The sequence below is a fragment of the Scytonema sp. HK-05 genome, assembly GCF_963872035.1.
Taxonomy (GTDB): domain Bacteria; phylum Cyanobacteriota; class Cyanobacteriia; order Cyanobacteriales; family Nostocaceae; genus Kalymmatonema.
In genome coordinates this window covers 16,200-42,565 of sequence record NZ_CAWMYC010000111.1, presented here as the reverse complement: position 1 = coordinate 42,565, position 26,366 = coordinate 16,200, and the positions used below count along the sequence as shown (strand labels likewise).

The window sequence follows — 26,366 nt, the reverse complement described above, 5'->3', positions numbered from 1 at the left end:
CAGGTGTTTCGCCTGCCTTTTTAATGGAAAAACACTTTCGTCGTAATCTTTCTTAAGACCATAGACAGCTTCGGCAAAAAGTTTTAAAATACGATTTATTATAGTAAGATTACTTATTGCACAATCAGCATAAGCATAGTAAAAATTTTCAGGTGATTTCTCCAGACATCGAAATCAGTCTATTAAAATCAGAAAGTCTTTCGTAAAGGGCAAAAAACTTATGGATGTAAAGCTGATTTTAGCTGGATTAACAATTGTCTTCACAGTTTCGTGCTTGTTCTTTGGCACGAAAAATGGATATTACGATTCAGATAACTATCATGGTAATGGCTCTGCCCATTAAAGTTACAAAAGCAATCAGTCCCGCTTCAGGTACGCCAATTGCCTGGGTTGGATAACCCCCCCACAGTCCTTAGTTTGAAGAATCTTCATCACTCACTTGTTTATATTACACAAGTTTGGTATGTCCACGTTAACCAAACGAAGATAAGCATTGCGATGGTGTGGGGATCGATAACTGAACTGGCGATGGACACTGTGTGGAAGGAAAAACTATCCACGGGTTGTGCCGTTTATGGACACCTGCTTTTGTTGGAAGGACGCTTGCATACGCAAGCGTCCTCCGCTATGGAATTGGCTTTGGACAAATGTCCATAGAGATGAAGTTAGAGGGGAGGAGAGCATGAGCGATCGCCTGTCGGTATCCTCTGGGGTTGATATGGGGGACGCGGCGAGTGGGTTAGAATGTTTGCCCTTTGGGGTTCACCACGACGATGAGGGCGTTTGTTTGTTGGTGCGGATGGGACCACACCGCATTCTACTTGATTGTGGTTTGGCGGATACTTCGCCTTTAGTCAGGGGGTTGAAAAAACCCGCACGTCGAGAAAGTTCACTACCAGCGGATTTAGTCTTGGTGAGTCATGCCCATCCAGATCATGCTAAAGGGTTGCTAGCACTGCACAAGGCATTTCCACTGTTACCAATATATGCTAGCGAAGTAACCAGCAAATTGCTGCCTCTAAATTGGCTTGATCAACATGGTGAACAAGTCGCGCCATTTTGTCAAGCGCTGCCATTGCGATCGCCAATAGAATTCAAAGATGGTTTGGTGGCAGAATTATTTCCCGCCGGTCATCTTCCTGGAGCGGTGGCAATTCTCCTGACGTATACTACCCCAGAACGCTCTTACAGGCTACTGTATACAGGCGACTTTTTTTTATCAAACTCGCGGTTGGTAGAAGGTTTGCGCTTGGAAGAATTGCGGGGAACAGAATTGGATGTGCTGATTATTGAAGGGAGTTATGGGACTTCCCGCCATCCCCACCGCCGGAGTCAAGAAAATCAACTTGCTGAAAGAATTAATCGAGCGATCGCTGAGGGTTCCTCTGTGATCCTCCCCACACCCACTTTGGGACTCGGTCAAGAACTGCTGATGCTTTTACGCAGTCATCACCATTTCACCGGAAGGGATTTAGATATCTGGGTTGATGGTACTGTTGCCATTGGATGCGACGCTTACCTAGAATTGCTACCCAATCTCCCCTCCTCAGTACAAAACTTTGCCCGCCATCAACCGTTATTTTGGGATGAACGGATACGTCCGCGCGTGCGTCGCATCGAACCAAAGCAGCGCCCTGAGATTGGCAATTCTTGTATTATTCTCACTGATTTTACAGCTGACTTGCGACAATACTGCCAACCTAATACTGGCTCTTGGCTCACCCTTTTACCAGAGAAAACCAATATAAAAATTAACGACGAATACTCACTGCTGTGTCCTGTCGAAACGTATCTCCTCGCCCAACATAGCGATGGTCCTGGAACTACGCAGCTGATTCATAATTTGCGACCGCAGCACGTCATCTTCGTCCACGGTTCTCCTGCTTACTTGGCAGACCTGACAAGCTTAGAAGAGTTGCAAAATCGCTACCATCTCCATTCTCCAGCAGCTGGCACATTGGTGGAACTGCCGATTGGTGAAACATTTATACAACCAGCTGCCCCGGAAACCAATTATGAAGGCGAACTTACAGAATTAGGAACTGTAGTCACGATTACCTTACCCGACGCGATTACTGCCGATCCCCGCTGGCGACAGTTTGCCGACACAGGTTTGATTGAAGCCCGCTGGCAAGGAGAAGAATTGGTATTGCGGGCGCTGTCACAAAGAGAACTGATTAATCAAAATAGCGATCGCTTCATTTGGTCAGACGTTGATTGCTGTGGTACCTGCCGACATCAAAGAGGACAGCGGTGTTGGAATCCCGCGTCTCCACTGTATAACTTCAAGGTGACTCTTGAAGGTTACTGCCCTGCCTTTGAACGTAACAGCGACAAAAGTGCTGACCTGTAAGAAAAGATAGAAGAACCAAGAAGCGAAGAACGAAGAAAGCAACACAAAAAAGGATAGTTTTTTTGTTCACTCTTCATTCTTCACTCTTCATTCTTGATTAGTCTGGATTTGAATCAGTGAAACGATTGCGGATGCGTTCAGCTTCCGGACACTCTTCAGTTAAAAGAGGTTCTACATTACCGCGTGGCACTGAAGCTAATTTTTGCGTTACAGCGCCAATGCTTTCAAGCCGAACCATTTCCTCCCAAGAACAAACTTCATCTTCTTCTTCTGTTTCATAACGTAGGGTGACTAAATCTCCCTCTATATCGAGGATGCGGGCGCGTTCAATCCAGCGTTGCTGGTCCCGCAAGAACACGCATACCTCCCGCCCATCGCAACACAATTGATAAATCTTGCGGTGTAGCATCTACTGCTTCTGCCTTTTTATAGTTAGTTAAATCTGTCAACATCTGGGCTGTGCCCCAAGTAGAGGAGACCTTTTCAAAGTTCGTTAACCGAACTAAGTCAAGATATCCTTCTTGACCCAAGCCAAAGACTTGTTTGTCGTTTTCAGTTATATGGGCTTTTTGGGTCATAAAGTTCCCGGTTACTGCACCAGTTGAACTCAATCTCTGTCAAGGTCATTCAAAAAATGTTGACTTCATAGAAGTCACATAATTCCGGATTTGTCCTGACCAAGTTAAGAGTTGCTGGTGAGTTCTTCCAACCATGTTGTAATAAATGATACTCCAAAACAGGCGTTACTTGCGGTTGTTTTAGTTGACTACTTGTAGTCATTGGCATTGCTGGGAAGTCTGGGGACTCTGCTTTACTTTTACCCCTATGTACTTGATCTTAGCTTATTCTCTTGTAACCTTCATGGTTTTAGACAACAACACCTCAAGGTTTTTAGCTTAATTTTTTTGCTTGATTTTACACGTTTATTAGCCTGATTAGCACGGCGTAAGCCTAACGCTTTTGCTCGTGTCAGCTTTTGGTAGTCCCTTAGGAAATTTATTGCCAGTTTCGAGGATGCTTCGCGTTCAATTTGACCTGCAGGAACTGCGTTGTGTAGGGCTGTCAAATCATCTGAGTCTTAGCATATCCCCAGCAGCTTGGATACTTGTATTTCCTGTTCATTGATGTAAATCAACCCCATCTGATAGATATTTTTTCTTATAGCATACTGCTAATTTTATAAGGTGAACTTATTTTTACAGATGTCTTTCCTCTACTATCGTTGCTTTTCATAGATATGAATGTACACAATTTTTACCAAAATGCACTGGTTATCAAAAAAAATTTAGTAAATTTTATACTATCAATGAATTCTCTACGTTCAACTACAAGACATAGACTGTGGCGCAAAGATATTGATAAAGCGCCACAGTACCTCTGTCTCAATCCCTATTCACAAAATTGCACCAGTACTGACTCTTAATTTTTCATCTTTATTCGATATAAATGAGATGCACCCTCAGCAACTGGTTCTGAGTATCTTAATCCACCAAAGCGAATTGGGGTTTTTGGTCGCAGCTTTCTGGTATGTTTACCATTTCGGTTAACTTCTTGAGATAAGCTTTTCGTTCTAGCATTCTTGGTGTGACATCAAGCCCCACTCTTGCCAAAATCTTTTCCCAGCGATAGACCCAGTCATGCCGTAGGAGCGAGTTAATAATGTTGTCTTGACGTATTTTTGCTAAACGTTCAGGCTGTGCATTCAAATCAGCAATGATATTAGATATATCTGGGCTATCGAAAGGAATCTCAATCACCGCATCTGACCAGTCAAAGTTGTCGGTGAAAGCCTCGCATTTGGGAGGAACACCTAGCATTATTGTTCCCCCAGCAGCACCTTCAAAAAAGCGTGGGCCTACTTCCTCTTGAGGATTTCTTTGACCTATTAAATCAAATTTTGCTTTATTGACTATCATATAACTGCTTCTCTTCACAAAATTCGTATAGAGACTTCGATGATATCTGTAGTCTGCCATGTATAAATCTTTTATAGTGTCGTAGATATAAAAGAGTTTTTCCTGTTCACTATGTTTTAGTAAAGCTTCGTGAGTAACTAGTGAACGGCGTCCAATACTTAAGACATCAATACAGCGGTAAAGGTCACGTGGATAAGGGCAGAAATTGACAGCATCAACTCCATATGCGAGAGAGTGGCAGGGACGTTGGACAATATCAGCAACCTCAGCCACACTAGAACTAAAGTTCATGAAAATATCATCGAATTTTTTTAAAAGCCGTAGTTGAACTTGCGAACTCTCAATATCTTTCAGCCAGATTTCATCTAACCAACAAACGGCATGCCGACATTTATCCCGCCAGCCTTTGATAGAATTGAGAACCAAAATATCTTGAATTGACTGGCAGAAAAAGAAAAATAAATCATATTCTTTATCTACCTTAAATTCATAGTTAACTAATGATGAAAGCAATTCGCCATTGTTTAGTATTTTTGCTGCCTGGTTTGCTATCTTGTTAGTTACTTTGAAAAGATTAGGATTGAATGTTGGTGTAATTAAATCAACTGTGTCACAACCACAAATGACATCCTCAAACTCATAAGGTGCGGAACGAGAAACATGTAATTTCAAATTACGCATTGATACCAGTAATACCCGAGGTTGTTCAGGAAAAATATTGGCGGTTTTTTGTGACATACAATTGACTTCCTTTCGTTCAAAAATAATTTTGATTGTTCCAAATCTGGCAAATTCTCCCTGGTTAATACTTACTGGCTACTCTTTACACTGAACAAGTTGATTGAAAAGCAAAATTTAGTAGGTAGATACAAAGAAACCGAAAATTTCAATGTCCAAATTCTGCTAAGATCTTCCAGCTTGCCGCGATCCACTCCCTTGTTGCAAAATTCCCGACTTGTGGGGTCAGGGAGTAAAGTTGTAGCTACACTAGTCCAAGTGGCGTTGCAGAATGGAAGTATGAAATAGAATATCTCTGATTTGAACCCTTGTAGATTTATTCAAGGGTTAATTAAGATTTTACGGAATCAGAAAAATTTATATTTCTTAGCATCATTCCGCGATTGAGTAACAGCGCCCAAGTTGACCAAAATGGTTAACACAGCTGTATAGCTAGCAATTGCTTTAACGCACAGCGTAGAATAATCTTTTATTAAGGATAGGTTAAAAAAGTTTTTTTTATTTAAAGATATCTTAAAAAAAATAGATAATTTGTGAAATTACCACTTTAAAGTTTCTGCATAATTATTGAAAAAACGACCGGAAATCCTCATCCTTTTGGCTTAACTGTACCCACTCTAAGTTTAAATCCTGAAACTTTTGCACCAGGCGATCGCATGCTGGGCGTTCTGTAGCGTAATGTCCAGCATCAATTAAAATCAGATTGCGATCGCGGCTTTCCTGAAACTGATGGAACTTACAGTCAGAAGTCAAATAAGCTTGAGCACCTGTTTTCACTACCGCCGAGATAAAACTAGCTCCCGAACCACCCAAAACAGCAACTCGAGAAATCGCCTGCTCTAAATTTGCCACTGGCGAGGAAACCAAATGAGAAGGAGCAAGTCGGGTTTGAATTGTTGCGAGTAATTCTTTTAAACTTAAAGATGGCTCTAAATTCCCAACGCGCCCATATCCTAAACCTGGTTGAGTGGGTACGACAGGAGAAACTTCCTTGAGTTGTAGAATTTGAGCTAAAACATCAGCTGTCCCATCCTCCACTTGGTCGAAATTCGTGTGGGCGCTGTAAATACCAATATTGTGGGTAAACGCCAATCGCGCCATTTCGCCTATGGCGTCGCCACTACGCAAAAACTTGGGTGGGCTGAAAATCAAAGGATGGTGAGCGAAAATCAGATTCGCAGCAATACCAGAGTTGCGCAAGGCGATCGCTTCTTCCATCACCGCCAAAGTTGGTGTTAGACAAACCAATACCCGCGCATCTTCCTGCAATACTCCAGGTTCAATTTGCCAGCCACAATTATCCCAGCTTTCTTGCCAAGCTGGATTTGCCCATTTTTCAAACCAGGTTATCAAATCAGCAATTTTCATTATTGTTTAGTCATTAGTCATTAGTCATCAGTCATCAGTCATCAGTCATCAGGATTGGACGACAGACTATTGACTTTGAACTATATTAACTATTTTTAGGAATATTAAGTTTTAATGATAACTGTTCGCGCAGTTGGTGGAAAGGTTTGTTCCAAACGGGGCGAGCATTCCAATTCCATGCTGGCACGGGAATAAGTTGTTGTGCTGCAAGATACGTCAGCAGGCGTTGCTCATCCTCTGGTTCTCGGGAAAAGCAGAAGGGATTGCGATAACATTGTTCACGAAGTTGATGATATCGGGCATCCCCAACACGAATAAGTTGTAAAATTCCTTTACCTTTTGAGATTAAACAATCCAAAAAAGTCAGACTGAAAGGTTCAATGACAGCGCGAGTTTGGGCTTCGTTTTGTACCCATTTTGCCCAATCAAACCCAAATATAAAGTCGTGGACGTAGCGAAAGCGAATTTCGGATTGGCTGCCAAACAGCTCCATCAGTGACACTATCTTATCGCCAAAAGATTCTACAAAAGACACAGCACTGGCTTCTGCTACCAAAGCCTGTTTGAGCATACTGCTGACAATGAAATCAAAATCCCAGAAAATATTTTCTGGAAAGTTGTGTAACATGGCACGAAGCATACGCTCCAATGTATTGCTTAGAGAATTTATCAGTTGAATATCACAAGTTTTTTCAGCAATTGAACTCCCCAGTTCTACAAAGCTGGTAGCGAAGGTCTTGTGTGGATTGAGTGACAAAGGACTAGCTGTATGCTGGGTGAGGATTTCATCAAGAAGTCGAAAAGCATGAGTTATTTTCCGATTTTGCTTCATATCATTAAAACCACTCAACACTTCGGCTAAAAAATTATTTTCACGAACCAGAAATGTGAACAACCAATTCTCTAGTGTGGCTTCTTTGCCTATGTTCCCAGATATAAATTCCTTGCCAAGTTCCCAATACTAAGTGACCTCGATTTATAGGAATAATTTCTGATGTGTGGGTCAAAGCTGTGCGAATATGTGCTGGCATATCATCAGGACCTTCAGCATCATGAATGTACTGGGCTGATTCTGGCACGATTTTTGCCATAAAGTTGGCTAAATCCTTGAGTACATCTGGATCGGCATTTTCTTGAATCAGCAAACTGGCTGAGGTATGGCGCAAAAACAGAACGCACAGCCCTGTCTCAACTCTTGATTCGGCGACTGCGTCTTCAATTTTTTGGGTAATGTTATGTAAAGATTTACCAGTGGTGGAAACCTTCAATAACTTTTGGTAGTGCGTCATCTTTAAACATTATTTATCAATCATGAATCATGAGTCATCAGTCTCTGGTTCAGAGTTTGTGGACTCTTGAGTGTTGAGTGTTGACTCTAAATCGTCCTCTTTGCCTTCTTCTTGTGGATGATTTTCTTCGCTCTCTAGCCAAGGAGAGTCGAAGTGAGTCCAAGGAAGAATCGGTTTATTAGGTAAGTTGGGGGTTAGAACTGTAATATTTGCTGCATCTGGTTTTGGCAAACGCAAAGACCTACTATCAGATTCTGTGGCATTAAATCTTTTGGAAGAATTCATAAATGTTGCTGCTAATCAGGTATAAAATAGAGAGCTACTACATGCGACAAGGCAACCAACGCAATTCCCCAAGTTACACCAGCAGCATAGAATAACGACTGCAAGTTGCCGTTGATAGGCTGCTTGTTAGCATTATAAGTCTCTACTTGATTAACTAGCATCTGCAACTGATATTCTTCAGGTGGCATTGCTAGATAACCCTCCAAAAATTTTTCATTTTCTGGGTTGGGAGTAATGACGAATTGCCGTGGCAGCAAAGCATTGATCAGTAGTGTAAAGTTTATCAAAAATAATGTAACTTCTGTAATACTGAACAGGCTGAAGACGGAAAGCAGCCTTGCGATGGTAAGAACGCTGAGCAATGCACTGTTTGCCACAAACAGGATATTCGTCTGAGTGAGTAAAATTTGCCGTTCTTCCTTTTGTTTGTCTAAGACTCGACGTATATCCTGGGAGGCTAAGCTCAAAGTCAGGGAAGATAGATTTTGTTCCATGACAAAACTTAGAAATAGATAAATTAGTATAAAAAAAACTTAATTTACAGCACCTGTTACGGCTTAAAGCTGTAAAAAGCTTATCCTCCTTAGCAAGTAGCTTCCCTTAAAAAGCTGTGTTGTTGATTTTACGGCTTTAGTTTTTAGAGATGCAAATAGTTGAGCACAGCTTGAGCTATGGTCTCATTCCCATCCTTAGCAATAGGTTGGGATTGCTTGGGTTGATTGGGTTGTTGGTTGAGAAAATCCCAAGTTCCCTGAAAAAACTCAGATGGGGTAAGAATTTGATGTTGGTTGTAATGAGTAATACCTTCTAATAAAAAAGCTGCTTCTGCAAACTCATGGCGAGTGATTGAAACAATTGGCACTTGCAGACGTGTAGCTTCAGCAAAGGTACTGAAACCCGGTTTAGAAACAACTCGCCCACAAATTGGCATAAAATCAACAGGGCGGTATTTGTGGTCAGTGACTGGCACTATATTTGGCAAATCGGGGGCAGACTTATCAAAGGCGATAAATTGCCAATCTGGAAATTGCTTTAGATTATCGTAGGGAATTTGCTGCAAACCCAAGCCGCCAAAGGTAAGTAAGATAGTCTTTTCTGTTGGGGCTGTGATTCCCCATGTGGATCTTACTTCTTCACAAGAGTAGCGAGGAGAACCGCCTGTTAAGCCTACATCTGTGATATTGTTGAACGCTTGCATCGGTTCATGAAAAGGAAGACGAAACAGGCGATCGCACTTCGAGTAACAATCACTTATCCAATCGGCGATCTCTGTAAAGCTACTACCCCAATCTCGATAGATAAAGTCAAAGCCAAAGTTACTCATCATCCAACAGGGTATGTCAGCTACTTTGGCAATTTTGCTGGCAAGGAAGGGGATATCCGCCAAGATAAGATTAACGCGATTTTGGCGGATAAAATTGACTTCAGAAGCAATGATGGAATTTTGGTTTTTCTTGATCTCAAGTAATTTTTCTAAAGTTGCAGTTTTATCCATTGTCAAGCTATCTGCTTGCACCACACCTAAATCCATTGCCCGGGGACGGTGGATAAAGTCCCCTTCTATGTAGCACTCTAGCAACCATCGTGGTGCTGTGCTGACGATAATAAGTAACACTTCTGGACATAACTTTTGAATTGTCGCGGCGACGGCTGCGGCGCGGGTTGCATGACCAAAGCCGTGATTGGTGATAGCTATGTATAAAATTGGTCTATCCATTGGAGATATGACTTAATTATTCATGATGAATTGTTCGTTGTAGAGACGTAGCATGCTAAGTCTCTACGTGAAACCTCTTGCGAAAGTCAATTTTATGAAAAAAAACCACAGATGGACACAGATGGACACAGATAAATTATCTACGTTTTTCTGCGTGTATCTGCGGTTGTAAATGTCTATTAATCATACTTATGCAAGAAGTCTATTTGTTAATTATTAGGCATGGGTATGGCTCCATACGGTTCAGTTCAGGTTGATGTGTGAAAAATTACCTGTGGTAGAGACGCGCTGTTTGAAGCGTCTCTACATTCTGTTCCTGATAAGGGTTCAGATAAGATCAGAACCGCATTGGGGTATGGCTTAATACCTAAATTTGACAAAATCGTTGAATTCCTTCAACCAGTTGGTCGATTTCTGATTCTAGAGTAAAATAGTGAACACAAGCACGTACGCAATCCGGATCGGCTATTGTCCGAGTAAATAATCTTTGTGACTCCAAAAAGACAACGAGTTCACGGCTAGCGTTAGGTTTTTGATTTGTGAGTTGAAACGAGACTAAGCCACTTTCTGGTGGAGAAGTTCGCAAACATTTGACATCGGATATCGCTTGTAATCGTTGCCATAAGTATTCGCTGTAATGGCAAATTTGCTGGTAACGTTCCTCTGGTGTTCCCCATTGCTGATGAATGGCGATCGCCTCCCTTAACCCTGTGTACAGTGGATAATGAGATGTAGCTACTTCATAGCGTTGTCCATCTGGTTGCCAACCCACAGGCTGACCTTGATTATCACGCACAATACTGCGCCAACCGATAAACGTAGGTTTGTGGCTGTCTCGTACTTCTGGTCGTACATATAAACCTCCGACACCCTCAGGACCGCATAACCATTTATGACCGGTAAAGGCGTAAAAATCAGCTCCCAATTCAGTTAAGTTTAAAGGCAATAAGCCGACGGACTGAGCGGCATCTATCAAAAGTCTGACAGAGTTATTTCTGCATATTTCAGCAATTTTATCAATAGGCAAAACTTGACCTGTATTCCAAAGAACGTGACTTAAGATCACAAGGCGAGTCTTTGGACGCAAATGTTGAGTGATGACTTCAACGGGGTTCCCTTGATTTAAAGTTGCCATTAAGGGACAAGTACTTAGTTCAACACCGAACCTACGCCCGATTTCCTGAGCTGTTGCGATGATACCTGGATGTTCGCAGTCGCTAAGCAGAATGTGGTCGCCAGGTTGCCAATCAAGACCCCACATAGCAATATTACAGCCAACAGTGACATCCTCAGTTAAGGTGATTGTTTCGGGTGGTACATTTAACTCAGAGGCGATCGCCACTCTAGCAGCTTTCACCTCTTGTCCAACCCAACGACCGACTTCATTACCAAAAGGACCTATTTGCTGGATATAAGCTTCCGCATGAGAAATAGCATCCAAAGCGGTTTGTGGCATTGGTCCTTGACCGCCATAGTTAAAATACGTCTTATTTGCCAAAGCTGGAAATAGCTGTCGGTACTGATGCAACTTGGTTGGTGATGCGGAAATACTAGTCATTGAGCATTAATCTTTAGTCACTAGATATTAGTTATTCTCCCCCTACTTTTCCTACTTTTCCTACTTTTCCTACTTTTCCTACTCTCCTTTGCTTATAGACTTTCCCCACTTTCCCAAAAAGTATGCATAGTAACATCAACTTTAGTTATTTGGATCACTGCCAGAAAGTGCGAATTCTTGTTACCTTAAGAGAATGTTAATTAATGCTGAACTACTGCTGCAATACCAACGCTGCAAGCGCCGACCTTTTTTAGACATTCACGGTGACAAAAGTCGGCGAGATGCTGCTAATGACTTGCTGCTTAAACTGTATCAGGACAAAATCGCTCATCAGATGAGTGTTTTGACACAGTTTACATATCAGGAACCACAATATGGGCACAGAGATTGGAAAGCAGGAACTGCAGCAACTTTAGAGTTGATGCAGCAGGGGGTTGAGTGCATTCATCGAGGGGTGCTGTTAGCAAGTTATTCTGAAAGACACACGCTACTAAGCCGTCCAGATATTCTCGTTAAGCACAGAGGACAATCGCGCTTTGGAGATTGGATGTACGTTCCAGTAAGTATTGAACTGGGTAAGCGTCCTAAACAAGAGTATCAGGTTGTAGCAGCATTTCACGCTTATGTGTTGGCGATGGTGCAACAAGTTGAGTTTGAAACAGCTTGGCTGATGTTGCGTGGCAAAGAGGTGAGTTATCCTGTGGATATATCCAAATGGATGCCACAAATGCAGCGCATTCTGGAGGAGTATATTCAAACTTTGGAAACAGACGAAGCGCCGGAAGTATTCATCTCTCGTCAACGATGCAGTCTTTGCCCTTGGTACAGTCATTGTTATACAGTCGCCCAATCTCAGAAACACCTGTCTTTGTTACCAGGTGTGACACCTGTTCGCTACAAACAACTCCAAGCGTTAGATATAACAACAGTAGAATCTTTAGCGACAACTCGCGCCACTGAACTGGAAAACCTACCTGGTTTCGACAGCATAGTAGCGCCCAAGCTGATATTGCAAGCGCAATCTATCCTAGAAAACCGTCCGCTAATTATACCATACTTATTATCAAAGCAAGAATATCTTGTAGATGGTACTGTTAACACTGCTGTTTGCCTCGACAAAGCGACAAACACTGCTACAGATGCTACACAGGTAGATGATTATAGGGACGATATCCTATTTACAGCTCCTGTAGAGATATATTTTGATATTGAGGCGCAACCAGACTTGAATTTAGATTACCTCTTGGGGGTTCTGGTTGTTGATAGGCAAGCCAAGACAGAACAGTTTTATTCTTTTTTGGCAGAAACAAAAGAAGAAGAAAAATTTATTTGGCAACAATTTCTGGATTTGGTTTGGCAATATCCAGATGCACCAATTTATCATTTTTGTGTTTACGAATTTGATACAGTCAAACGACTCGCAAAGGAGTACCACACTCCGTACACCTCTGTATACCCCGTACTCAGGCGGTTTGTAGATGTGTATGAAGTGTTAACGCAAAACGTGGCGTTGCCTGTAGAAAGTTATGCTTTAAAAGCAATTGCTCGATGGTTGGGGTTTAAGTGGCGTGATCCAGAAGCAAGCGGTGCTAAGTGTATTTACTGGTATGATGAGTGGTTAAAAACAGGCGATCGCTCTTTACTAGAAATTATCCAACGTTACAACGAAGACGACTGCCGCGCAACCCACAGCGTGAAAGACTGGCTTGTGAACTTTTTTCAGAATACTCGTTCGTAGTCAGCGCTTAAGCCCTTAATACAAGCCAACTACCAAGTTAATTGCTAGTGTGATATCGTGTTTGTGGTTTTCACATAGCAATAAACAAGAGTGCAAAAGTCAATCTTTTTGAAAATGAAACCACAGATTAACAACAAGATTCCCGACTTCTCAAAGAAGTCGGGAATCTGAGCGCTTTGATTTTCACTATAATCATCTGTGTTAATCTGGAGGACACTGCACCTTGGGAGTTCCCCCTGTTGTTTAAAGCAGCGTCTCCACAGGAGATAGCAAGTGTCCGTTGTGCATCTGTGATTCTAAATATTCATTGACCATACTTTTGCAATAAGTCTAATAACTCACAATGCAGCACCTCAAAAAGTTTTTGAAGTTTCGGCTAATTATTTTCTTTCTTATTCCGATTTTAATTGTCAGTATATTTTTCATCAATCTACCTGCTTCAGCTTTTCCGATAACTGAAATAGATTTTATAGGTTCTGCTACTTTCCCCACAGATTTTTCTTTTCAAAAAACTCCAATGGGAGGATTTTCTGGAATTACATACGACGCAAAAAAAGAACTTTATTACACAATATCTGATGACCGTAGCGAAAAAGCTCCTGCTCGCTTTTACACCTTGAAAATTGACCTCAGTAAGGGTTCGCTAACCGATGGTGGGGTTGTACCTGTTGGCGTCACCACACTATTAAACGAAAGTAGCCAACCTTTTCCTACTGGTAGTATCGATTCAGAAGGTATCAGCTTAACTAATAAAGAAACTCTTTATATTTCTTCGGAAGGCGATAATAGTAAACAGATAAAACCTTTTATTAAAGAATTTTCAATATCTTCTGGGAAGGAACTGACAACGCTACCAATTCCTAATAAATTCTTACCAAATCAAAGCGGGAAACAGGGTATCCGTGAGAATTTAGCGTTTGAATCTCTAACTATCACACCTAACCAAAAGTATCTGTTTACAGCTACAGAAAATGCTCTTGTTCAAGATGGTCCCGAAGCCAAACCAAAAATGGGTAGTCCTTGCCGGATATTACAATATAATTTGCTTACTGGTGAGCCAGAGAAAGAATTTCTTTACCAGACTGAACCAGTCACACCATTTTTGAATTTCTCTCGTCGATTTTCGAGCGGGTTAACTGATTTAGTTGCTCTTGACAATCAAGGTCATTTCCTAAGTTTAGAGCGGACTTTTACTGGCTTTGGGTTTTCTATTGCGCTGTTTCAAATTTCCTTGGAAGGTGCTGATGATATTCATGATATCGATAGCCTTTTAACTGTTGACCTTAAGAACATCAAAGCTACAGAGAAAAAACCGCTTTTTGATTTGAGACAACTGGATGTGGCGCTAGACAATATCGAAGGCTTAACTCTCGGTCCCAAACTACCTGATGGTCAGTCATTAATCCTTGTGAGCGACAATAACTTTAATCCTCTTCAGAGAACGCAGATACTCGCTTTTAGACTCAAGGTGGAATCACCCCTCATCAGATTATTGCGGCGTTTAGTTCCTAAGTCTAATCGTTAATAAGTAAGTTAATAAGTAAGTGGGGAAGTGGAGGTAATACGGTTAGTTATGTTAATGTATTCAAAGCGATCGCTACTGATTTGCCCCTCTTTGCCAGCGTTATAGTGGTTCAAGTGTTGAGTGCAATACATTAAGAAATAAAAACCACAGATGAACACAGATGGACACAGATAAATAATGACTTCATCCAAAGGAGAAGCGCTATATTTACCAACAATTCTTTTTAGTGCAGCGGAGATTGAGGAAGCGTCACTCAAATTTAGTGTGAAAATGGCTGGCAAAGCTGGTATTTTCTACATTACCGAAGGCTCAGCCGAAAGTCGTTTAAAATTTGATGTTAAATCTAAGCTCCTCATCTACGATTCAGCAAACGCATTTTTTGAGACAGCTTGATATATTGCACCCAAGGCTGTTCCGACAACTGAGAAATTGCGTTTGGTGATAAGGTTGCTGTGAAGATATCCTTTCCCGGCGTCACATCAGCGACGCCTAAATTTTCTAACATGGCAGGTGCATCTGTCGAGTTTCCATCTGGTTGGGTCTGAATGAAAACATTCAAACTAGGTTCTTGTGGGTTATCGACATCATTCAGCGCTACTGCAAGGGCGCTATCCAGCTTTTGATAATTCATAAAACCTCCCAGTAAGTTAACAAGGGCAAGCAAAATAGCTTGCCCTATAATTAACCTATCAAATTTATGAGGTTGCGATTAACTACCTTTATACTGACATCTTGCAACAATCTCAATAAGAGGCGGAGCCTCTATATTCTCGTTCCCAGGCTCAGCCTGGGAACGAGGGCTGGGAGGCTGGGGCCTCCTCCTTGCTACGTCCAACTAGAGATTAAGCGCATCAATCAGTCCATAGCCCCATTTATAATCAAAGGTTCCTGCTGGTTTACCTGGTATGGAACTATTTTTACGAAGCAACTCTTTGATAGCAGCGGGATCGAGGTTGGGGTTACGCTGCAACAGCAGTGCTACCAAGCCGCTGACGAAGGGCGCTGCCATACTCGTACCAGCATTCGCCATAAACTTGGAATTAATAATCATTGAGTGGTCGAAATTGGCATTCGAGGAGAGGGCGGAAACAATCATTGCGCCTGGTGCTGCGACATCCGGTTTTTGAACATCATTTCGCAGCGGTCCTTCACTGCTGAAATCAGAAATTGTATTCACAGGGAAGCCAAAGTCTTCAACTTTGCCGTCTATGTCAGTGTACTTCACTTTAGTTGTATAAGCAGCAACTGTAATTGCATTGCTGGCACATCCAGGGGAACCAACTTTCACCGAGTCAGCCACACTTCTACCTGTGAATAATGTTGCTCCATCTAATGTCCACACATCCAACCGCACATCTTTGGATGAAGTGTTTTTGAACCGCAATTGCCAAATTCCACCTTGTACGGGGGTACTAAACTTGTTGTTAGCTGTACCGCGAATTTGTACTAAAACGTTATAGTCCCCGTTAGCTGGATCGCGTCTTGGTGTTGCGACTTGCACCCGCGAATCTTGCAAGGTGTATTCCTTTGTATAATTACCTTCAGCAATGACTGGTTGGAAGGGTGTGACGAAACCGTTAGGACTACGTAGAGACACTTCCAATTGACCAGCACTAGAGTACCAACCGTTTAACAACGCGATACTTGATTGATTTAATGGCACGTTGAAACGCATGGTATGGCTTTTACCAGCCTTGACAATTGCTTGAGCGTGAATGTTATCGTTGCCTTCGTTACCCGCAGCACAGCAAACTATACGTCCAGGACCAGTTTCAGAGTCAATAATTTTTGACAGCGAGTCGCTTCCGTCGTGAGGGTCAAAGTGTCCGCCCAAGCTCATATTAACGACTGCTGGACGCCCCAATTCTCGGGCCACCCGGAAAATATAGCGAACAGCATCAGCAATGTGACCTTCATCCAAATCACTCCTGACGATGATCAATTCTGCTTCTGGTGCGACACCGCCATATGTCGCATCCACACCAGCAGCAATTCCAGCAACGTGAGTCCCGTGACCGTTTGTATCTTGAGAAACTGTGAGTAGTGAGCCAGTTAATTCCGCTCCATATTTGCCCTCTAGCACTCCAGGACCAGACAGTGTTTGATCCCAAATGCGTAAAATACGCCCTTCAAAGGCGGGGTGCTTCGGGTCAATACCGCTGTCGATAATACCAATAAGAACTCCCTTACCAGTAAGCCCGTTATTTTTCTTTATAAACTCCGGTATATGAACTGCGTTCTTGGCAACGTCCATGCGCAGTTTTAGTTTACGTGATGGCTTGATGCGCTCGATAGCAGGGTCTTCAGATAAGGTGTCTAAACTTTCTATAGGTAAGAAAGCCGTCCGGACGTGTCCTACATTTTGGTTGACTTCAATACCTTGTTGTGACAAATGGCTCAAGTCTGCATGCTCGTCACAGTAGATAAAAACTACGCTACGGGTTGGCTTGAGATTGTTTTTGGGAGGAATGATACTCAGCATTCGTACCTGTGGAGTTAAAGCTTGCTGTCCTTCCCGTTGATAATCTTCAAATGCTATTAGCAGTCCTGGAGATAGTTTTTCGTGTCTCATTTGACCTCAATTGAAGTGTAATTCTGGAACATCTTAGCAAGATAAGTCGAATAAGTATGAATTATAAATTCTGAAAATTTTTAGATTATTTCGGTTTTGGGCGGTTATGAAAACTAATTGATTCTCGGAAAGTCTAGCTTGCACTTAATTATCCTCTCGCTACCTCGCCAAAAGCAAATTTTTGACCGCAAATCTAAAAAACTTAATTTCTTAATTTATAATTCATTATTGAAAAGTTTTTAAGTTGCTTTAAGTAAATACAGCGGCAGGGTGAATCTTTACGGAAGAAGTTGAAATTTTTTTCCTATGTGCCACAATATGACAGGAAGCTGCTCCTTTCCCCTAAATCCCCTTAAATATACTTAAAAAATCGGGGGAATTTTTAGATTTCTCGAAATTCCCCCGATTTTTGCAAATGCAAGGAAATAAACACACCTTTGGCGCACCCTCCATTGCCGTAAAAAGTGCTTTGTTTCAGATACTCAATCTTCCAATTTTTTAGAAAACTAGCGCCAATCAGGACTATTGTCCTCGTATCTTACTATTTGGTTTTATGACTGCTACATTTGCATTCCATCAAACATCAAAAATGGAATTATGCCTTAGATGTGGGCTTGAGAAATAACCAAGCCACAAAGAAAGTTGCAGCGGTAAAGAGTTGCGTTAGATCCAACGCAGACAGATAGCCATCGGAAAACGAAGCAATGCTGCGATCAGTTATACCAAATACCCAAGATGAAATGCCAAACACCCAAATTCCATTCTTTAGATTTCCCACAAATTGATTAGAGTCTGACTGTTGCTGGTTATTCATGATTTTCTCCGTTGTTGAAGAATCTGATGGTTAAAGGATGCACCAGCGGCGGATGCTCGCTACTGGTAAATTTTTGGTGCGATAGTTTCCGCATCTGATAACTTTTTTGGCTCTGACTGCTAAAGATTAAATTTCTTTACTATATTAATAAATATTTAAGGTACTTGACATCACCGCCAAAAGATACATATGGAGAATTTGACATTCCTGTTTTGGAAATTTATCTTTGAGTGCTTTTTGTCAAGAGATTTTTCAGACCTAAGTGAATAATTTTTGTAAAAAACTTTATATTTAATTTAAGAAATCTTTACTTTTACTAATAAATCTTTCTGTAGCCAGATATACTTCTACGACATTGTCTTGTGTGTTCTCAGGAACCGGAAGGACAAAGATGCTCAACTTTGACTGTATTTTGTAGCAATGAGATGCGTTTGCATTGAGTTCTGCCTTTAGATACTCACTACTCAAGGGTAGAAATGAGTTAAATCAAAGAAGTGGCGTAATAGTGATATGTAATATGTCAGCAGTGCGGGAGTCTAAATCCCTATCAGGGATTGCAACTAACAATTCACCTAATGCACAGCAGTTGGAAAAAACTGCCCCACCGTACTTAGGGCTGGTTTGCATTACATTTTCCAAAGAGGTGCGCTTCCGGACAATAACGCGCACGCGCTACTTAGAACTGCCAGAGAACCAACGGGAAACTGCGCTGAAAGTACTTTATCGTGATAACTTACAGCGCTTGGATTTGGCGTTAACTTTTTGTGTGCGGAACTCACTGCGGCTTTATCGGATGACTTCTAATTTGTTCCCCATGAGTGACTGGGAGGACGAAGTCGGCGCAAGTGTTTTAGAGAAGATGAGCGCAGATTTAGCCAAAATCGGGCAAAGGGCAGAAAGATTGGGCATCAGAATGGTACTACATCCAGACCAATACGTGGTGCTGAGTTCTGATTCACCACAAGTGGTGGAAGCTAGTATGAAAATTTTAGATCGCCACGCCCGCACATTAGACTTACTAGGTTTACCACGTTCGTCTTGGTCATTGATGAATATTCATGGTGGTAAATCCCAACGCCCAGATCAACTGGTGCGCGTGATTTCAGAATTGCCAGAAAATATCAAAAGCCGCTTGACTTTGGAAAATGACGAACATGCCTACGGTGCCAATGAAATTTTAGAAGTTTGCCAACGCGCTGGCATACCATTGGTCTTTGATGCCCATCACCATGCCTGCCATGAAAATTTAGAGAGTTACGATGATCCGAGTGTGGCGGAAATGTTTTATGCTGCACGAGAAACTTGGGATAAGCCTGAGTGGCAGTTGGTTCATATTTCCAACGGTGAAGAAGCTTTCCAAGACAGAAAACACAGCGATTTAATCACCGCGATGCCGAGTGTTTACCGAGAAGCGCCTTGGATAGAAGTCGAAGCCAAACATAAGGAAGAAGCGATCGCCCATTTGCGCTCTTGGTGGCTGCAATAAATTCCCTAATCTTCGCTGTCTGAGGGCGATTTGATTGTCTCTAGTAGTCCAGGGCGTAAATTCGGATAGGGTTATTTAGACCGGAAATATTAACAGTATCCTTAAATGTTGACCCTGCCTAAACTTACGCCGCAGTGTACTAGGCACTTTTTTGATTTTTCCAAGAGTTCCCTGGTTTCCTGGATATGCTTGTTAGATCTTTCTATACGTTTCTGCGACGACTTCTCTAAATCCTTTGATTTCTTATGAGCAATATCCTTTTTTAAAGGATTTCTTTGAAGACTTAACCTGTCTGTCTGTTGCAATTCTTCTGGTTTAACTTTTTCGCCATAAATAATAGTGAGCAGCTCAGCTACAGACTCACTCTTCAATTTTTCACTTTTCAAAATTGTCTTAGCTAGTTCCTTCGCCTCAAAGAGTGTTAAGCCTGCTAAATTTTTTAGACGCAAGTTGCCCCTTCAGGGGCAACTTGCGTCTAAACTGAGTGCAGTAAACAACTCTTCGTTTGTCATCTGCAATTCTTGCTCTAGCTCTTGCAGTTGGTTCTCTTTGTGCTGCAAATATAGCTTTTGACTCTCTACCAACTCACCCAAAAACTCTACCTGCTCGCGTAAAAACTTTATCTCCTCAAAAGCAGCCAATATTTCATCAGTACAAGCTGCCTGTTGTGGCATCTCGGGCTGTTGTTGATTTTCTTGCATAGCTTGTAATGATATTTTGCTAGCAGGCATAGCACACCATCTAGCTTTGTTATGATCTTTACATATAGATTTTAGAAAAAAAATCCTACTCTCGAGCATTGACTTTTTTTGCTCAATTATCATAAGGGCGTAGTCGTGGGAAAACTGCTGTCGGCATAACTGCGCTCTTAAAAATACATTGGCTAATGGGAAAATAATCTCACGCTTTGCATCTTTGCGTGAGATGATTAAAAATTATGGCAATAGCAATAGATTTTGGTACGAGCAACACAGTCATCGCTCGCTGGAACCCGGTTACCCAACAACCAGAAACTCTCAACATACCTGGTTTATCGATTCAACAAAGTCTCAATCCCCCACTGATTCCCAGCTTGGTTTATGTTGAAGACGCCTCCAAGGGGCAAGTGTTGGTGGGACAACAGGTGCGCGATCGCGGTCTTGACCTGAAAAACGACCCACGATTTTTCCGCAGTTTCAAACGCGGTATTGGTGCAGACATCCAAGGTTTCTTACCTGAGATAGATGGACAAAATATCACCTTTGAGCAAGTAGGGCAATGGTTCCTCTCGCAAGTTATTGAGCAATTGGCACCAATGCAAGGGGGAATAGAGTCTCTGGTGTTAACGGTACCTGTAGACAGCTTTGAAGCTTATCGTCACTGGCTAGGACAAGTTTGCCAAACCCTAAGCGTTGAACAAGTGCGGATGTTGGATGAACCAACAGCTGCTGCTTTAGGTTATGGGATGGCAGATCAAGAAATTCTCTTGGTGATTGACTTTGGCGGCGGAACGTTAGATTTGTCGCTGGTGCGCCTGGATAAAAGCGTGCAAAGCACTCAAAAGCCTTTAGGGTTTCTTCTCAAGTGGGGGAATAAGTCCTTAGCCGAAGACTCTAAGCAAAAGGTAAAAACCGCTCGTGTACTGGCGAAAGCTGGGCAAAATTTGGGTGGTACTGATATTGATAATTGGCTGGTTGATTACTTTGCCAAAACCCAAGGGTTGGTGGCTAGTCCCTTGACAACGCGACTGGCGGAAAGGGTAAAGATTCAGCTTTCAAGCCAAACCCAAGCGAGTGAAGTTTATTTCAACGATGAAACATTTGAAAGTTATGAGTTAGAACTCAACCGCGATAGCCTAGAAAGTATCCTCAAAGAACACTCGTTTTTTGAACAACTTGATGAGTCGATGAGTTCGCTATTGCAGCAAGCACGACGCCAGGGAATAGAAGTTTCAGATATTAATGCTGTTTTACTCGTCGGTGGAACTGTGCAACTTCCAGCCGTCCAAACATGGGTGAAGCAGTATTTTGAACCAGAAAAAATTCGTTGCGAGCGTCCTTTTGAAGCGATCGCCCAAGGTGCTTTGCAGCTTGCTCAAGGTGTGGAACTGAAAGATTTTCTTTACCATAGCTACGGTATCCGCTACTGGGACCGCCGCAACAAATGCCACAACTGGCATCCTATCATTAAAGCCGGGCAACCTTACCCGATGAGTCAGCCTGTAGAGTTAGTTTTGGGCGCTTCTGTGGAGAGTCAGCCGAGTATTGAATTAATTATGGGGGAATTGGGAGCAGATACAGGCGGTACCGAAGTTTATTTTGATGGCGATCGCCTGATTACTCGCTCAATCGCCACCGGGCAAACAAACGTCAAATCCCTCAACGATAAAGATGGTGCAAGAAGTATTGCTCAACTGACACCGCCTGGATTTCCGGGGAGCGATCGCGTCAAAGTCCGCTTTCAAATCGATGAGCAACGCTTTTTGCGAATCACGGTTGAGGACTTATTGACGAGTGAAACGTTGTTGGAGAATCAACTCGTGGCGCAGTTGAGTTAAACATGGCTTGTAGTGAGCGCTTACTACACCAGTACAAATTGACCTCTCCCCTAAAAGGGGAGGGGAAATAGCCCCCTTCCCTCGTAGGGAAGGGGGTTGGGGGTTAGGTGTGTGCTGCTGTACTTGACTCAACCGCCGAACCGCCATAACCCATGACCGTTTTTTGAATTCAAAATTCGCGAATTGGCTCGTTCAAAATTTAAGAAAAAAATTTTGAATTAACAGTTGGGATACAAGCCCTTGGCTTTAGCCATGAAGTATTATTTTTGAATTTTGAATTTTGAATTTTGAATTGTTTTGACCTACCTTTGCACCACCACTGGTGTTCCTATAGACGCCCAGTTAAATAGCCGCTTAGCCTGCTTGGGAGGCAGATTGACACAACCGTGGCTAATCGGTGTGCCAAATTTTTGATGCCAATATGCACCGTGAATTGCATAGCTTCCACTGTAATACATAGTATGTGGAACGTCGGGAATATCATAGTCAGTACCCTGCATTCGAGCAGACTTGAGCTTGGATTGAATTTGAAAAACACCAGTGAGAGTTGGGGTGGATTTCTTACCTGTGGAAACCATGATTGCATAAAGACGTTTGCCTCCTTCCCAAGCAACTAAGCGTTGGTCTGAAAGGTCAATTTGAATCCAACGCTGATCGGATTTTTGTAGCGCCTCTACTTGTTCTTTAATTATCTGGCTTTTGGATTGCGCCCAAACCTCATTTGAAGCAGCAAAAAAAATATTCAAGGTCAGTGCCGTCCCAGTGAGCAATAGTTTCACAGGACGCATCCATATAGGAAAAATCAGGCTTTTCATAGCATATATACTCAAATAACAGCGGTTTGGGGAAAGTTTTCGCTTTCTCCTATACTTCCCAGTTTATTGCTACTACATGGCGGCGTTTTGTCTGATTTCATCCTAATGGAAGCACCAGCGATAATATCTGCTTGGAGTTATAAGCCGAATGGCACGCTTATTAAGGTGGAACCTGTCATTAGCCCTGACTTTTCACGGGATGTGGAGAAGGTGGAATGGTTCGCGAAAGTAATTTGCGAACAAAATCAAGTTGAATGATTTCAGGTATTGTGGTTGGGTGTAATGTTTTTGGGTACAGATGAAAATATTAGAAACAAATCCGTTGAAAAAGGCTGTCTTTCCTTCATAGAATCGTTGGAGAAAGATTCATTGTGCCTACGACAAATCGGTTTACCTGTGCAAAACAAATCAATCTGTGAACCACTTCAAGGTTGAGCTAGCTCATAATATCGTGCCACAACAACTTTGAGGAAATCAAAGAATGGTTCGTGCAAGGAAATCCCGCAATTGTTTTACGGAGACAACCAACTCTGGGTTCACTTCATTTCTCATGCCTAAGTTGAATGTTAACTAGCTAATCTTGACTGGTTTCAACTCGAATGAAATTGAATAATATAGTTCAGTTGAGGGTGAAGCATGACTTACCGTCGGCAGCAAACCATCTCAAAGGTAGACCGTTCTTGATTCCTTTGTTGCTCAGACTGTTAAAAAGCGAGGTTTGATCGCAACTTATCCAAAGCCGAAGGACAAGCTTGGGATATTAATGATGCCATTCCGTTGTTAGAGGAAATGGATGTCATTCCCTCCAATCGCTACGAAGATTTAGCCGATTCCGACATCATTGTTGTGACTATTGGCACAACCCCAACACCCGGACGTCACGCACGCAGTCCATGCTGATTTCTTGTCTGTGTCGTGGGTTAGAGAACCATAGCTGCATCACTCGCTGTTAATCAATTAGCAAATGAGAGATTAATCATGTTGACATTGGATCTACCAACACAGGCTAATATTCTGGGATTTTTAGCATTATTCAGCTACATTGTCACATTACTGCCCACAATACTGAGAATTGTTTTCCCTCGCACAAAAGAGACTGGAATTCCTCAATGGCTTCTAAAACAGCGCCGTCTTACAGGAATTTTGGCGTTCTTCTTTGCTTTGGCTCATGCCTATCTATTAGTGATAAAAAGAAATATTGATTTTTTTGACTTAAAGACATTTTTGATTTATGTCCAAGGAGTAGGCACTTTCACGATTTTTACACTTTTAGCTATTACATCTAACGATTGGAGTGTAAAAAAGCTCAAGAAAAACTGGAAGCAATTGCATAAACTGACTTACTTTGCCATGTTTCTTTTAACCTGGCATATTTGGGACAAAATGTCAGGTCATTGGACATATTTAACACCTGTTGGAATTGTTGCTATTTGCGGAATAACAATTGTATTTCTTATCCGCTTTTGGATGGAAAGACAAAGTAAACAAAAAAGAAGTAAGGAAAAAGCAAGCAAAGAACAACTACCAGCAAAAGTTCAATAGTAACCACCAAGTACAGCACTGATTCCAAAAAAGGAACATTTTTTATGGTGTTAAAGCAAAGTTCTTGGAAAATTTTAGTAGGATTTGTAATCACTACAACAGCCGCTGTTTTTGGGTTGAGTTGCTGGAAATTATCTTCACTACCAAATAAGCTTGCACCAACCTCTCAATCTTTGCTAACTACTCAACCTATTCGCACTCTTAAAGGGAATTCAATTTGGGTATATGCAACAGCAATAAGCCCGGATGGCAAAACTTTAGTCAGTGGTAGCTACGATGGGACTCTGAAAATTTGGAATCTGCAAACTGGCGAATTACTTAAAACTATCAAAGGTCATAGCGATGCAGTTGAGTCCGTCGCCATTAGTTCTGATGGGCGTCTGCTTGTCAGTGGCAGTTGGGATAACAATATTAAGTTGTGGAATCTCAAAACTCGCAAACTTATTCGCACTTTGTTAGGACATTTAGACGAAGTTGAATCTGTTGCCATTAGCCCAGATGAAAAGATTTTAGCAAGCGGCAGTTGGGATAAGACAATCAAGCTGTGGAATGTGGAGACTGGGGAGGTGATACGCACATTGCAACAAGAAAGCCCAGTGAAAACCGTAGCGATTAGCCCAGATGGACAGTTTCTTGCCAGTGGCAATGAAGACGGCAAAATTATGATTTGGCACCTCAAAACGGGTAAGTTAAAAACACCTTTGGCAGCGCATGACAAAGCCGTTTGGTCTGTTGCCTTCAGTCCAGATGGCAAGCAGATTGCAAGTGGTAGTTATGACCGGACAATTAAGTTGTGGAATACCCAAACAGCAGAGTTGCTGCACACTCTTTCTGGACACCAGAATGCAGTTTGGTCTGTGGCTTTCAGTCCAGATGGTAAGCAGATTGCAAGTGGTAGTTATGACCGGACAATTAAGTTGTGGAATACCCAAACACGGCAGTTAATTAGGACTTTTGTAGGGCATAATAAAGCCGTTTGGTCTGTAACTTTTAATCCTCAAGATCATACCCTCGCTAGTGGCAGTGCAGACGAAACTATTAAGATTTGGCAAGTGCCTTCAAAAGCAGTTATGAGTACGCCGCTTTCGGCTTCAGAATTAGCAGCGGTTCTGACTCAGCAACCTGAGAGTACAGATTCCACCCTGTTTTATCCTTTGACTCAAAAAGTTTATAACCAAGCGAATACAGCTTGGCAAGAACGGGGGCGAGGTGAGGAAAATTTAGTTTACCGTGTTGGTGTAGGCTTTGATGGAGCAATTTTAGGTTATCAGTTAGTCAACTCAAATGGTGGTCAATTAAGTAAACAAACAACGAAGAATGACTTACTCTACAAGCTAGTGAAAAGACGACCAGCAACTAGGGAAGCGATTGTTCATTTTAAGGTGGTGTTTACCAAGCAAGGCATACTTCAAGTCAGCCCTTGGCGAGGATATAACACGACTAACTAATTGTTTGGATCAGGTTTTGTGCTTTTTGAGCGATCGCCTCCCAATTTCCAGTCTCTACAAACTCTTTGGGAAACAACTGACTACTCAAACCAACTGCTGCTGCCCCTGCTTGTAAAAATTCCTTGGCATTTTCTAAAGTCACACCCCCTGTCGGAATTAAGGGAATATGACCCAAAGGTCCTCGCAAACTTTTTATATACCTTACCCCTCCCACCGCTTCCACGGGAAACACCTTGACACAGGTTGCGCCACTAGACCAAGCCGTAACCATTTCTGTTGGGGAGAGGGCTCCTGGTATGATAGGTACGCCTATATCGACTGCTGCTTTAATCATCACTGGATCAACGTGGGGAGTGAAGAGAAATTGTGCCCCCGCAGCAATGGCTTCCCGCATTTGCTGTAGATTGAGCAGCGTACCTGTTCCAATTGTACAGTTAGGTAATTCTACCCTGAGTTGCGCGATCAATTCAGTCGCACCAGCACTATTCCAAGTAATTTCAATTAACTGCATTCCTCCAGATGCCACAGCTAAAGCCAATTGGCGTGTCAATGACACTTCTGGGGCGCGGACAACTGCAATAATTTTGTGTTCTTTAAGCTGTGATAACCAAGATTGACCAGACATTTTTCTCAGGTTTTCTTTTAGAGTTTAAATTTTGAATTGGT

Annotated in this window: 26 protein-coding genes; 8 read left to right on the top strand and 18 right to left on the bottom strand. The window is 42.2% G+C overall.

All coding sequences use genetic code 11. The features are described from left to right. Positions 1-682 precede the first annotated feature (682 nt). The gene (locus AACT52_RS21795; protein WP_073633340.1) at positions 683-2,353 is read left to right on the top strand and encodes an MBL fold metallo-hydrolase; all 1,671 of its coding nucleotides are present in this window, start codon (positions 683-685) and stop codon (positions 2,351-2,353) included. A 97-nt stretch (positions 2,354-2,450) separates the two neighbouring features. On the opposite strand, the gene AACT52_RS21790 is transcribed toward AACT52_RS21795, so the two are convergent. The 10 genes from AACT52_RS21790 to AACT52_RS21745 form a co-directional block, all read right to left on the bottom strand. Further along, positions 2,451-2,762, bottom strand: coding sequence for a DUF6679 family protein (locus tag AACT52_RS21790; RefSeq protein ID WP_073633339.1), 312 nt, complete (start codon positions 2,760-2,762; stop codon positions 2,451-2,453). Continuing rightward, on the bottom strand, positions 2,680-2,931 hold the full coding sequence (locus tag AACT52_RS21785; RefSeq protein WP_143172849.1) for a hypothetical protein: 252 nt from the start codon (positions 2,929-2,931) through the stop codon (positions 2,680-2,682). The genes AACT52_RS21790 and AACT52_RS21785 overlap by 83 nt, the downstream gene beginning before the upstream one ends. Positions 2,932-3,834: 903 nt before the next feature. Beyond that, positions 3,835-5,007, bottom strand: coding sequence for a glycosyltransferase (locus AACT52_RS21780; protein WP_073633338.1), 1,173 nt, complete (start codon positions 5,005-5,007; stop codon positions 3,835-3,837). A 564-nt stretch (positions 5,008-5,571) separates the two neighbouring features. Beyond that, positions 5,572-6,375 (bottom strand): Nif3-like dinuclear metal center hexameric protein, encoded by an 804-nt coding sequence (locus tag AACT52_RS21775; RefSeq protein ID WP_073633337.1) that lies wholly within the window; start codon positions 6,373-6,375, stop codon positions 5,572-5,574. Between the two features lie 85 nt (positions 6,376-6,460). Beyond that, positions 6,461-7,207 (bottom strand): hypothetical protein, encoded by a 747-nt coding sequence (locus AACT52_RS21770; RefSeq protein ID WP_073633376.1) that lies wholly within the window; start codon positions 7,205-7,207, stop codon positions 6,461-6,463. A 40-nt stretch (positions 7,208-7,247) separates the two neighbouring features. Further along, positions 7,248-7,664 carry a secondary thiamine-phosphate synthase enzyme YjbQ gene (locus tag AACT52_RS21765; RefSeq protein ID WP_041041526.1) on the bottom strand — a complete coding sequence of 139 codons (417 nt, stop codon included), beginning with the start codon at positions 7,662-7,664 and terminating at the stop codon, positions 7,248-7,250. A gap of 27 nt (positions 7,665-7,691) precedes the next feature. Then, on the bottom strand, positions 7,692-7,949 hold the full coding sequence (locus AACT52_RS21760; protein WP_073633336.1) for a hypothetical protein: 258 nt from the start codon (positions 7,947-7,949) through the stop codon (positions 7,692-7,694). 11 nt (positions 7,950-7,960) lie between these two features. Further along, positions 7,961-8,443 (bottom strand): hypothetical protein, encoded by a 483-nt coding sequence (locus AACT52_RS21755; protein ID WP_073633335.1) that lies wholly within the window; start codon positions 8,441-8,443, stop codon positions 7,961-7,963. A gap of 143 nt (positions 8,444-8,586) precedes the next feature. Next, positions 8,587-9,666 carry a glycosyl transferase gene (locus AACT52_RS21750; RefSeq protein WP_073633334.1) on the bottom strand — a complete coding sequence of 360 codons (1,080 nt, stop codon included), beginning with the start codon at positions 9,664-9,666 and terminating at the stop codon, positions 8,587-8,589. 367 nt (positions 9,667-10,033) lie between these two features. Continuing rightward, the gene (locus AACT52_RS21745) at positions 10,034-11,224 is read right to left on the bottom strand and encodes an aminotransferase class V-fold PLP-dependent enzyme (protein WP_073633333.1); all 1,191 of its coding nucleotides are present in this window, start codon (positions 11,222-11,224) and stop codon (positions 10,034-10,036) included. Positions 11,225-11,417: 193 nt separating this feature from the next. Between AACT52_RS21745 and AACT52_RS21740 the strand changes: the two genes are divergently transcribed. Further along, complete coding sequence (locus tag AACT52_RS21740) at positions 11,418-12,962, top strand: TM0106 family RecB-like putative nuclease (RefSeq protein WP_073633332.1); 1,545 nt, start codon at positions 11,418-11,420, stop codon at positions 12,960-12,962. 343 nt (positions 12,963-13,305) lie between these two features. Next, on the top strand, positions 13,306-14,487 hold the full coding sequence (locus AACT52_RS21735; protein ID WP_073633331.1) for an esterase-like activity of phytase family protein: 1,182 nt from the start codon (positions 13,306-13,308) through the stop codon (positions 14,485-14,487). 8 nt (positions 14,488-14,495) lie between these two features. On the opposite strand, the gene AACT52_RS21730 is transcribed toward AACT52_RS21735, so the two are convergent. Further along, positions 14,496-14,768, bottom strand: coding sequence for a hypothetical protein (locus AACT52_RS21730; protein ID WP_143172848.1), 273 nt, complete (start codon positions 14,766-14,768; stop codon positions 14,496-14,498). On the opposite strand from AACT52_RS21730, the gene AACT52_RS41470 reads away from it, so the two are divergent. Further along, on the top strand, positions 14,665-14,880 hold the full coding sequence (locus tag AACT52_RS41470) for a CU044_2847 family protein (RefSeq protein ID WP_443216663.1): 216 nt from the start codon (positions 14,665-14,667) through the stop codon (positions 14,878-14,880). The genes AACT52_RS21730 and AACT52_RS41470 overlap by 104 nt on opposite strands. On the opposite strand, the gene AACT52_RS21725 is transcribed toward AACT52_RS41470, so the two are convergent. The 3 genes from AACT52_RS21725 to AACT52_RS21715 all read right to left on the bottom strand — a co-directional run bounded on the left by AACT52_RS21725 (position 14,840) and on the right by AACT52_RS21715 (position 17,873). Beyond that, the gene (locus AACT52_RS21725) at positions 14,840-15,118 is read right to left on the bottom strand and encodes a hypothetical protein (protein WP_073633330.1); all 279 of its coding nucleotides are present in this window, start codon (positions 15,116-15,118) and stop codon (positions 14,840-14,842) included. The genes AACT52_RS41470 and AACT52_RS21725 overlap by 41 nt on opposite strands. A gap of 204 nt (positions 15,119-15,322) precedes the next feature. Beyond that, positions 15,323-17,059 (bottom strand): S8 family peptidase, encoded by a 1,737-nt coding sequence (locus AACT52_RS21720; protein WP_073633329.1) that lies wholly within the window; start codon positions 17,057-17,059, stop codon positions 15,323-15,325. 595 nt (positions 17,060-17,654) lie between these two features. After that, positions 17,655-17,873, bottom strand: a complete 219-nt coding sequence (locus AACT52_RS21715) for a hypothetical protein (RefSeq protein ID WP_041041516.1) — start codon at positions 17,871-17,873, stop codon at positions 17,655-17,657. Positions 17,874-18,390: 517 nt separating this feature from the next. Between AACT52_RS21715 and uvsE the strand changes: the two genes are divergently transcribed. Beyond that, positions 18,391-19,359 carry a UV DNA damage repair endonuclease UvsE gene (gene uvsE, locus AACT52_RS21710; protein WP_083630473.1) on the top strand — a complete coding sequence of 323 codons (969 nt, stop codon included), beginning with the start codon at positions 18,391-18,393 and terminating at the stop codon, positions 19,357-19,359. Between the two features lie 101 nt (positions 19,360-19,460). Here the strand turns inward: uvsE and AACT52_RS21705 are convergent, their stop codons facing one another. Next, positions 19,461-19,808 carry a hypothetical protein gene (locus AACT52_RS21705; protein WP_073633328.1) on the bottom strand — a complete coding sequence of 116 codons (348 nt, stop codon included), beginning with the start codon at positions 19,806-19,808 and terminating at the stop codon, positions 19,461-19,463. A 9-nt stretch (positions 19,809-19,817) separates the two neighbouring features. Beyond that, entirely contained in the window at positions 19,818-20,090 is a 273-nt protein-coding gene (locus AACT52_RS21700) for a hypothetical protein (RefSeq protein ID WP_073633327.1), read from the bottom strand. 206 nt (positions 20,091-20,296) lie between these two features. Here AACT52_RS21700 and AACT52_RS21695 point away from each other — a divergent pair, with 206 nt between their 5' ends. Further along, positions 20,297-21,895: an Hsp70 family protein gene (locus AACT52_RS21695; RefSeq protein WP_073633326.1), complete on the top strand. Its 1,599-nt coding sequence runs from the start codon at positions 20,297-20,299 to the stop codon at positions 21,893-21,895. Between the two features lie 302 nt (positions 21,896-22,197). On the opposite strand, the gene AACT52_RS21690 is transcribed toward AACT52_RS21695, so the two are convergent. Next, positions 22,198-22,710 (bottom strand): L,D-transpeptidase, encoded by a 513-nt coding sequence (locus tag AACT52_RS21690; RefSeq protein ID WP_073633325.1) that lies wholly within the window; start codon positions 22,708-22,710, stop codon positions 22,198-22,200. 978 nt (positions 22,711-23,688) lie between these two features. Here AACT52_RS21690 and AACT52_RS21685 point away from each other — a divergent pair. Together AACT52_RS21685 and AACT52_RS21680 are read left to right on the top strand one after the other, a co-directional pair. Next, on the top strand, positions 23,689-24,252 hold the full coding sequence (locus tag AACT52_RS21685; RefSeq protein ID WP_073633323.1) for a ferric reductase-like transmembrane domain-containing protein: 564 nt from the start codon (positions 23,689-23,691) through the stop codon (positions 24,250-24,252). A 44-nt stretch (positions 24,253-24,296) separates the two neighbouring features. After that, the gene (locus tag AACT52_RS21680) at positions 24,297-25,700 is read left to right on the top strand and encodes a WD40 repeat domain-containing protein (RefSeq protein ID WP_073633322.1); all 1,404 of its coding nucleotides are present in this window, start codon (positions 24,297-24,299) and stop codon (positions 25,698-25,700) included. Here the strand turns inward: AACT52_RS21680 and AACT52_RS21675 are convergent. Further along, on the bottom strand, positions 25,693-26,325 hold the full coding sequence (locus AACT52_RS21675) for a bifunctional 4-hydroxy-2-oxoglutarate aldolase/2-dehydro-3-deoxy-phosphogluconate aldolase (RefSeq protein ID WP_073633321.1): 633 nt from the start codon (positions 26,323-26,325) through the stop codon (positions 25,693-25,695). The two genes, AACT52_RS21680 and AACT52_RS21675, sit on opposite strands and share 8 nt — an antisense overlap. Positions 26,326-26,366: the final 41 nt, after the last annotated feature.